The 9,672-nt window shown below is 76.0% G+C and carries 3 protein-coding genes and 1 pseudogene; 3 read left to right on the top strand and 1 reads right to left on the bottom strand.

Annotation, left to right across the window (positions count from 1 at the left end):
- Positions 1 to 119: 119 nt before the first annotated feature.
- A complete protein-coding gene (locus tag HLB09_RS08925) occupies positions 120 to 5,366 on the top strand; it encodes a GH92 family glycosyl hydrolase (protein WP_212770805.1) in 5,247 nt (1,748 codons plus the stop codon).
- A gap of 97 nt (positions 5,367 to 5,463) precedes the next feature.
- On the opposite strand, the gene HLB09_RS08920 is transcribed toward HLB09_RS08925, so the two are convergent.
- Positions 5,464 to 6,849 (bottom strand): AI-2E family transporter, encoded by a 1,386-nt coding sequence (locus tag HLB09_RS08920; RefSeq protein WP_171203039.1) that lies wholly within the window; start codon positions 6,847 to 6,849, stop codon positions 5,464 to 5,466.
- A 141-nt stretch (positions 6,850 to 6,990) separates the two neighbouring features.
- On the opposite strand from HLB09_RS08920, the gene HLB09_RS08915 reads away from it, so the two are divergent.
- Positions 6,991 to 8,850 (top strand): AMP-dependent synthetase/ligase, encoded by a 1,860-nt coding sequence (locus tag HLB09_RS08915; RefSeq protein ID WP_171203038.1) that lies wholly within the window; start codon positions 6,991 to 6,993, stop codon positions 8,848 to 8,850.
- 184 nt (positions 8,851 to 9,034) lie between these two features.
- Positions 9,035 to 9,672, top strand: a pseudogene (locus HLB09_RS08910) (hypothetical protein); the annotation flags it as partial.

Here is a 9,672-nt window from a genome sequence, read left to right as displayed (position 1 = left end):
TCCCGCTGGCGCTCGTGGTGGCGTCCCCGGCCGGCGCGGCGCCGGCGGCGCCCGGCGAGCCGGCCGACGGCGGGTCGTTCAGCACGTCCTTCGAGACGGGCGACGCGCCGCAGGTGCTGGTGAGCACCCCGGAGACCCAGGACGGCGAGCCGCTGCAGGACGGCGTCGAGGGCGGCGAGCCCGGCCTGCCGGGCTCCCTGCGCGACGACGTCGTCGCCGTCACGGCGAGCGCGGAGAACCCGCCGTCGGAGGTCGCCGCCGCGGCCGTGGACGGCTCGACGAGCTCCAAGTGGCTGGCCTTCTCCCCCACCGGCTGGCTGCAGGTCGAGCTGGCCGAGCCGCGGCCCGTGACCACCTGGTCGCTGACCTCCGCCAACGACGCGCCCGAGCGCGACCCGCGGGAGGTGCGGCTCCTCGGGTCCGACGACGGCCAGGAGTGGACGGAGGTCGACCGGCGGACCGACCTCACCTTCCCCGCGCGGCTGTCGACCCAGCAGCTCGTGCTGGACGAGCCCTCGGCCCCCCACCGCTTCTACCGGCTGCAGGTCGACGCCAACGCGGGCGGCCCCCTGCTCCAGCTCGCCGAGCTCGACCTCGCCGACGGGACGGCGCCGCCCGCGCCCGCCGAGCCGATGACCACCGAGGTGGGCCCCGGCCCGGCGTCCGGCCCCACGGTCCGCCCGCGCGTCGGCTTCACCGGCGTCGCGGCCCTGCGCTACGCGGGCGTGCAGACCGCCGACGGGCGCGCGAGCGCGGTGAACCGCGTCCTCGAGGTGGACGACCTCCTCGTCGGCGAGGACTCCCACCTCTCCTACCGCGTCTTCCCGGAGCTGACCGGCGGCGACCTGTCCTACCCGTCGCTGCACGTGGCGATGGACGTGCGGTTCACCGACGGCACGCGGCTGTCCGAGCTGGGGGCGACCGACCAGCACGGCTACCCGCTGACGGCGGCGGGCCAGGGCACCTCCGACGTGCTCTACCCCGACCAGTGGAACCACGTGGAGGCCGACCTCGGCGCCGTCGCGGCCGGCAAGCGCGTCGCGGCGCTGCTCCTGTCCTACGACGACCCCGACGCCGCGCAGGGCACCGCCTTCGCGGGCTGGGTCGACGACGTCACGATCGACCCCGCGCCCGAGGTCCTCACCGCGCCGACCGACGGCACGGGGTTCACGGCGCTCGTCGACACGCGCCGGGGCACGAACTCGACGGGCAGCTTCTCGCGCGGCAACAACCTGCCGATCACCGCCGTCCCCAACGGCTTCAACTTCCTCACGCCCGTGACGAACGCGAACAGCCAGAGCTGGGAGTACGACTGGGCGCGCGGCAACGACGCGCAGAACCGCCCCCACCTCCAGGGCCTCGCCTTCTCCCACGAGCCGAGCCCGTGGATGGGAGACCGCAACCAGGTGTCCTTCATGCCCGCGACGGCCGACGGCGTCCCGGCGGGCGGCGCGCAGGCGCGCTCGCTGGCGTTCGCCCACACGGCCGAGACGGCGCAGCCCGACTACTACGGGGTCGACCTCGAGGGCGGCCTGCGCGCCGAGACGACCCCGACCGACCACGGCGCGGTGATGCGCTTCTCCTTCCCCGACGGCGCGCCGCGGCAGGTCGTCGTCGACACGGTCGACGACAACGGCGAGTTCACCGTCGAGGCCGGCTCGGAGGAGCTCACCGGCTGGGTCGACAACGGCAGCGGCCTGTCGGCGGGCCGCAGCCGCATGTTCGTGGCCGGCACCTTCGACCGGGCCGCGAGCGCGGCCGGCGCCACCGACGGCGGCCACCGGGGCACGCGCTACGCGGCCTTCGACGGCGACGACGACGTCGTGCTGCACGTGGCGACGTCCTTCATCAGCCTCGACCAGGCGCGCGCCAACCTGGCGATGGAGCTCGAGGGCCGGTCCTTCGAGGACGTCCGCGCCGACGCCGCGCGGCAGTGGGACGAGCGCCTCGGCGTCGTCGAGGTGCAGGGCGCGAGCGAGACCGAGCTGCGCAGCCTCTACGGCTCGCTGTACCGGCTGAACCTCTACCCCAACAGCCAGTTCGAGAACACCGGGACGCCCGAGGAGCCGGTCTACCGGTACGCGAGCCCGGTGGCCGAGCCCGTGGGCGAGCCGACGGCGACGCAGACGGGCGCCGAGGTCGTCGACGGCAAGATCTACGTCAACAACGGCTTCTGGGACACCTACCGCACGGTGTGGCCGGCGTACTCGCTGCTCTACCCGGACGTGGCGGCCGAGCTCGTCGACGGCTTCGTCCAGCACTACCGCGACGGCGGGTGGGTCTCGCGCTGGTCCTCCCCCGGCTACGCCAACCTCATGACGGGCACGAGCTCGGACGTCGCCTTCGCCGACGCCTACCTCAAGGGCGTCGACCTGCCCGACGCGCTCGAGACCTACGACGCCGCGGTGAAGAACGCGACGACCCCCTCCCCCGACGCCGCCGTCGGCCGCAAGGGCCTCGACACCTCGATCTTCCTCGGCTGGACGCCGACGACGACCGGGGAGAGCGTCAGCTGGGGCCTCGAGGGCTTCATCAACGACTACGGCATCGGCAACATGGCCGCGGCCCTCGCCGAGGACCCGCGGACGCCGGACGAGCGCCGGGAGCGCCTGCGCGAGGAGTCGGCGTACTTCCTCGACCGGGCCACCGGCTACGCCCGGATGTTCGACCCCGAGGTCGGCTTCTTCCAGGGCCGCCGTCCCGACGGTTCCTTCCAGCAGTCGCCGGAGCAGTACGACCCGGAGTCGTGGGGCGGGGTCTACACCGAGAGCAACGGGTGGAACTTCGCCTTCCACGCCCCGCACGACGGCGCCGGCCTCGCCGCCCTCTACGGCGGCCGCGAGGGCCTCGAGGCGAAGCTCGACGAGTTCTTCGCGACGCCCGAGGAGGCGGACAAGCCGGGCGGCTACGGCGGCGTCATCCACGAGATGCTCGAGGCCCGCGACGTGCGGCTCGGGCAGCTGGGGATGAGCAACCAGGTGAGCCACCACATCCCGTACGCCTACCTCGAGGCCGACGCGCCGGAGAAGACGCAGGCGGTCGTCCGCGACATCATGCGGCGCCTGTACACGGGCGACGAGATCGGCCAGGGCTACCCCGGCGACGAGGACAACGGCGAGATGTCCGCCTGGTACGTCCTGTCCTCCCTCGGGATCTACCCGCAGCAGGTCGGCTCCGACCGGTGGAGCATCGGCTCGCCGCTGTTCGACCGGGCCGTCGTCCACCGCCCCGACGGCGACCTCGTCGTCACGGCGCAGGACGCGAGCGGCGGCGACAACGGCCACGAGGACGTCTACGTGCAGTCCCTCGCGGTCGACGGCGCCCCGCACGAGCAGACGTGGCTCACGGCCGACCAGGTCAGCGGGGGCCACGAGCTGGCCTTCACGACCGGCGAGGAGCCGTCGGAGTGGGGCTCGGACCCGGAGGACGCCCCGCCGTCGCTGACGCCCGAGGGCGAGGCGCCCGACCCGCTCGAGGACTCCACGGCGAGCGGGCTCGGGACGCTCACGGCGGCGAGCGGAGCGGACGTGTCGGCGCTCGTCGACGACACCTCGGCCAGCGAGGCCACCGTGGGCGCGGACGCCGAGCTGACGTGGACCTCCGCGGTCGGCGCCCGCGCCGTGCGGACCTACACCCTCACCTCCGGGCAGGGCGCCGACGGCGCCGGCGACCCGAGCGCGTGGGTCCTCGAGGGCTCCGACGACGGCGCGACGTGGACGCAGGTCGACGCCCGCTCCGGCGAGGCCTTCGCCTGGCGGCGCCAGACGCGGCCCTTCCAGGTGGAGGACCCGCAGGCCTTCTCGCAGTACCGCCTGCGGGTCACGGGCGCGAGCGCGGACGCGGTGCAGCTCTCGGAGGTCGAGCTCCTCGTCGACCCGGCCGAGGCCGTCTCCGGCGACCTCGCCGTGACGGCGGGCGCGGACCTCACCGCGCAGACGGGTCGCGAGGTGTCCAGCGACCTGGCCGTGGTGGCCGGCGCCGCGGCGGACGCCGTGGACGTCGTCGTCGACTGGGGCGACGGCACCGCTCCGGTGCCCGCCGACGTGCGCGAGGGCCGCCTCGGCTCGCTCGTCGTCAGCGGCGCCCACACCTACGCGGAGCCGGGCGTGCACCGCGTCGTGGTGACGGCGACCTCCGGGGACGCCACGGCGACGTCGGAGCTGCTCGTCGACGTGGCGCTCGTGCCCGAGGGGTCGCTGCGCGCGGCCTTCGACAGCACGTGCATCGGCGACGAGGGCGCGGGCGCCGACTGCGACGCCAAGGGCTGGTCCTACTCGCGGGCCGCGCTCGCGGACGCGGGCCTCGTCCAGGGCGAGCGGCACGCCGTGCCCGGGACCGACCTGTCCTTCGTCCTGCCCGCCGTGCCGGCCGGCGCGCCGGACAACGCCACGGGCGACGGGCAGGTCGTGGACCTCGACCTGCCCGCCGACGCGACGCAGCTGTCCTTCGTCGGTGCGGGCACCCAGGGCGCGCAGGACGAGACGGCGCTGCTCACCTACGCCGACGGCAGCACCCAGGAGGTGCCGCTGCAGCTCTCGGACTGGACGCTCGGCGGGAACCCCTCGAACGCGCCGCAGTTCGGGAACGTCGTCGTGGCGGCGGCGCAGTTCCGCCTCCTCGGCGGCAGCCGCGACGCGGCCCGGCCCTTCGTCTTCGCGACCGCCCCGGTGGCCCTGGACGGGCCGCTCCCGGTGACGCTCACGATGCCCGACCAGCAGGGCACGGAGACCGAGGACGGCCGCGTGCACGTCATGGCCGTGGCCTCCGACGGCACGCCCGCGGACGCGCTCGCGGTGCAGGCGCCCGAGACCGTCACCGCGGCGGCGGGTGCGCCCGTCGGGGCGGTGATCGCCACGGCGACGGGCGGCGCGGTGGCGCCCGAGGACCTCACCGCGCGCGTCCTGTGGGGCGACGGCACGGCGCTGGAGAGGGCGGCCGTCCGGCCGACCGACGAGGGCGCCGAGGTGGTCGGCGAGCACGTCTACGCCGCGCCGGGCACCTACACGGCGCACGTCACGGTCGACGACGGCCGCACCAGCGCGACCCGCGAGGTGCGGGTCCAGGTCGTCGCCGTGGACCCGGCCCTCGAGCTGGGCGCGCGGCTGGCCTCCCCCGGCGCGCAGGTGGGGGTGAGCGGCTCGGGCTACCTGCCCGGTGAGCAGGTCGCGCTGACCCTGCAGCGCCACCAGGGCCGCGGCGAGGCGCCGGTCGTGGGGCTCGGCACGGCGCAGGCGGACGCGGACGGCGCCTTCACCACGCAGGTGCAGGTGCCGGCGGACGCCCGCCGCGGCCCGCACGACCTCGCGGCGAGCGGAGCCGCGTCGGGCGCCGCGACGAGCGAGCGCCTGGTGGTCGCCGGTCGCTGACCGGCCGGCAGCACGACGACGCCCCGCCCCCCACGACGTGGAGGGCGGGGCGTCGTCGTCGGCGGGTCGACCCCCGCGGGGGTGCCGGCAGGAGCGGTCAGCTGGGCGGAGGCACGGCCTGCGCGGCCTCGCGGGCGCTCTGGCCGTCGTCGACCCGCTGCTCGACCTGCTCCACCTGCTCCGGCCGCAGGGGGGCCTTCCCCCCGCCGCTCGTCGGGTCCTCGTCGAGGACCGACTCGCGGACGTACCGGAAGACGACGGTGCCCACCGCGGCGATCGGCACGGCGAGGAAGGCGCCGATGATGCCGGCGAGGGTCCCGCCCGCGGTGACGGCGAGGATGACGACGGCGGGGTGCAGCGCCAGCGTCTTGCCGACGAGCAGGGGCTGCAGGACGTTGCCCTCGAGCTGCTGGACGACGAGGACGACCGCGAGCGTGGCGAGGGCCTGAGGCCACCCGAGGCTCACGAGGGCCACGAGCGTCGCCAGCGCGCCCGTCGTCACGGCTCCGACGATGGGGATGAACGCCGCGAAGAACACGAGGACGGCCAGGGGGAAGGCGAAGGGGACGCCGATGATCCACAGGCCGAGGCCGATGAAGACGGCGTCGACGAGCGCGACGGCGGCCTGGGAGTAGATGTAGCCGCCGAGCGTCGTCCAGACGCGGGTGAGCAGCTCGTCGACGTGCCCGGCCACCCGCTGCCCGCTCCACAGGTGCAGCCAGGGCAGGAAGCGGGGCCCGTCCTTGGTGAAGAAGAAGGTGAGCACGAGGACGAGCAGCAGGGTGATGAGCGCGGAGCCGACGGTGAACAGGCCCGTGAGCAGCCCGCTGCCGACCGAGCTCGCGATGGACTGCGCGTTGCTCTGCAGGCGCTGGAGGCCGTCGTCGAGCCAGGTGCTGATCTGGTCGGCGCCAAAGCCGAACATCCCGTTCTGCGTGGCGTCGTTGACCGACTGCTGCAGGCTCTCGAAGCCGGCGACCACCTGGTCCACGAGGCCGGAGGCCTGGGACAGCACGCGCGGGATGAGGTAGGCGAAGATCCCGATGATCACGCCGAGGAAGACGAGCAGCGCGAGGGCCGCCGCCAGGGCGGCCGGCATCACCCGTCGCAGCTGCTTGACGACCGGCCACAGGACGGTCGAGAGGATGAGCGCGAGGACGACCGGCAGGACGATCGACCACAGCTCGCGCAGGACGAAGAACACGAGCACGAGGCCGAGGACGATGGCGAGGACGCGCAGGACCCACAGCGCCACGGCCGTCGCCGCCTGCTCCAGCTTGCCGAAGCGGCTCGTGGCGTGGGCGCGCGAGGGGCGCATCTCCACGACGGCGTCGACGTCGTCCGGCGTCCCGTCCACGCCGCCCCGGCCCGCTGCGGGCGCCGGACGGGCCGCGGGGGCCGCGTCCTCGGTGGTGTCGACGACGACGACGCGGTCGGGGGCGCGGCGTCGGCGCAGCCGGTCGAGCCGGTCGAGCAGGGACATGCGGAGCTCCTCACCGCGGCCCCCGGGCGGCGGCCGCGCGCCCACTCTGGCGCCTCGCCGCCCCCGCCCGCGAACGCGCGGGCCTGTGCTCGGCGCCACCGGTGCCTCCCGGCCCCCGGCCGGCGTCCCTAGGCTGCGCCCATGAGCGCAGTGCAGCACTCCTCCCGCGACGGCTCGGGACGGGGGGCCGGCCGGACCTGGTGGTGGCAGGTCGACCCGCCCTCGAGCCTCGCCGACGTCGTCGTCCGCGCCGCCGAGGACGAGCCCGACCGCGAGGTGCTGGCCCGGCGCGCCGGCGGGGGCTGGGAGGCCGTCACCGCGGCGCGCTTCCGCGAGGAGGTCGAGCAGGTGGCGCTCGGGCTGCTCGACGCCGGCGTGGCGCCGGGCGACCGCGTCGGGCTCATGGCGCGCACCCGGTACGAGTGGACGCTCGTGGACGCCGCCGTGTGGGCGGTCGGCGGCGTGGTGGTGCCGGTCTACGAGACCAGCGCGCCCGACCAGCTGCGGTGGATCCTCGAGGACTCCGGCGCCGTGGCCTGCTTCGTCGAGACGCCGAGCCACGCGCGCACGCTGGCGCAGGTCGCCGACGGGCTGCCGGCGCTGCGGACGTCCTGGGTGGTCGACGGGGGCGCCACGGGCGTCCTGCCGACGCTCGCCGACCTCACGGCCGCGGGTGCCGCGGCGGGCGGGGACGGGCGCGCCGAGCTCGAGCGCCGCCGGGCGGCCCTCACCCGGGACGACGTCGCCACGATCATCTACACCTCGGGCACGACCGGTCGGCCCAAGGGCTGCGTGCTCACCCACGGCAACTTCCTCGTCGAGTGCGGCACGGCCGTGGAGCTCCTGCCCGAGCTCTTCGAGGACCCGGGGTCCTCCACCCTGCTGTTCCTGCCCCTAGCCCACGTCTTCGGCCGGATGATCGAGGTCGCCGTCCTCATGGCCCGCATCCGCGTCGGGCACAGCGACGTCGCCCGCATCACCCGCGACCTCCCGACGTTCCAGCCCTCCTTCGTGCTCGCCGTGCCGCGCGTCTTCGAGCGCGTCTACGAGACGGCGCGGCGCCGCGCGACGACCGAGGGCAAGGGGGCCGTGTTCCAGCGCGCCGCCGACGTCGCCTCCGCCTGGAGCCGCGCCCAGGACGGCGGGCGCCCGGGCCTGCTGCTGCGCGCCCAGCACGCCCTGTTCGACCGGCTCGTCTACGGCAAGCTCCGCGCCGCGCTCGGCGGGCGCGCCGAGTGGGCGGTCTCCGGCGGTGCTCCCCTCGGCGAGCGCCTCGGCCACTTCTACCGGGGCATCGGCCTGACGATCCTCGAGGGCTACGGGCTCACCGAGACGACGGCGGCCACGACGGTCAACACCCCCCGCGACCAGCGGGTCGGCTCGGTGGGGCGCGCGCTGCCGGGCACGGAGCTGCGCATCTCCGAGGCGGGCGAGGTCCAGGTGCGCGGCGGTCACGTGTTCCGCGAGTACCTCGGCAACGCGCAGGCCACGCGCGAGGTCCTCGACCACGACGGCTGGTTCGCCACCGGCGACCTCGGCTCGCTCGACGCCGACGGCTACCTGACGATCACCGGGCGCTCGAAGGACATCCTCGTGACCTCCTCGGGGAAGAACGTCTCCCCCGGCCCGCTGGAGGACAGCCTGCGGGCGCACCCCCTCGTGAGCCAGGCCGTCGTCGTCGGCGACGGGCGCAGCAGCGTGGGGGCGCTCGTCACGCTCGACCAGGAGGCGCTCGACGCCTGGCTCACCCAGGCCGGGCGCCCGGCCGCGCCGGCCGCCGACCTCGTCGAGGACCCCGACCTGCTGGCCGAGCTGCGCCGCGCCGTCGACGCGGCCAACGAGAGCGTGTCCTCGGCCGAGGGCATCCGGCGCCTGCGGGTCCTGCCCGTCGACCTCACCGAGGAGGGCGGGCAGCTGACGCCGAGCATGAAGGTCAAGCGCGGCGTCGTCCTCGAGGAGTTCGCCGACGAGGTGGAGGCGATGTACCGACCCCGCCGGTAGCGGGCCGGCGGCTCGCCGGGCGCGCACCCCGTCGCCGTCCGGCGGGCGCCCCGCGGTCGCCGGGAGGTCGGCGCGCGGACACCCGGGTCGGGTGGGGTCGAGGGGCCGGGGAAGGCCTCCAGACCCGGGACGCGGCTGCCGATGGACCGGCAGGATGGGACGACGACGAGGCGGGGAGCCGGCGGTGCGGGGCAGGACGAGGACGCGGCGGACGACGAGCGCGGCGGCGGTGGTGCTGGCGAGCGCCGCGCTGTGCGGAGGGCTCGTCGTCCCGGCGACCGCCGCGGGCGCGGTGACGCCGCCCGCGACGGGCACGGCCGTCGCTCCGTCGCCCGGTGCGACGACCGGACCCGACGGCACCGCACCTGACGCGAGCGGACCCGCACCTGCCGAGACGTCCGCCCCGGCGGCCCCGCAGGACGACGTCGCCCCGGGCGAGGCCGCTGCCGCCGCCGAGGGCGCTGCTCCCGAGGACGGCGCTGCTCCTGAGGGCGACTCGGCCCCTGAGGACGGCGCTGCCCCTGAGGACGGCGCTGCTCCCGAGGACGGCGCTGCTCCCGAGGACGGCGCTGCCCCGGACGGGGAGACCGCGCCGGAGGACGGCGAGGAGCCGGCGGCGCCCGAGGAGCCCGCTCCCGGGCCCGACCCGCGGGCGGTCGCCGCCTACGAGGCCGCGGTGGCCGCCTCGGCGGAGGCATCGGCGCGGCTGGCCGAGGTGTCCGCCCGGGCCACCGCGGCGCTGGAGGCCCGTGACGCCGCCCGCGCCCGCCACGACGCGGCCCTCGCCGAGCGCGCCCACCAGGAGCAGGTCGCGGCGTCGGC

The sequence above is a fragment of the Pseudokineococcus marinus genome (genome assembly GCF_013004605.1).
Classification (GTDB): Bacteria; Actinomycetota; Actinomycetes; order Actinomycetales; family Quadrisphaeraceae; genus Pseudokineococcus; species Pseudokineococcus marinus.
The sequence above is the reverse complement of the archived record's forward strand: the minus strand, read 5'-3'. Positions and strand labels throughout refer to the sequence as shown.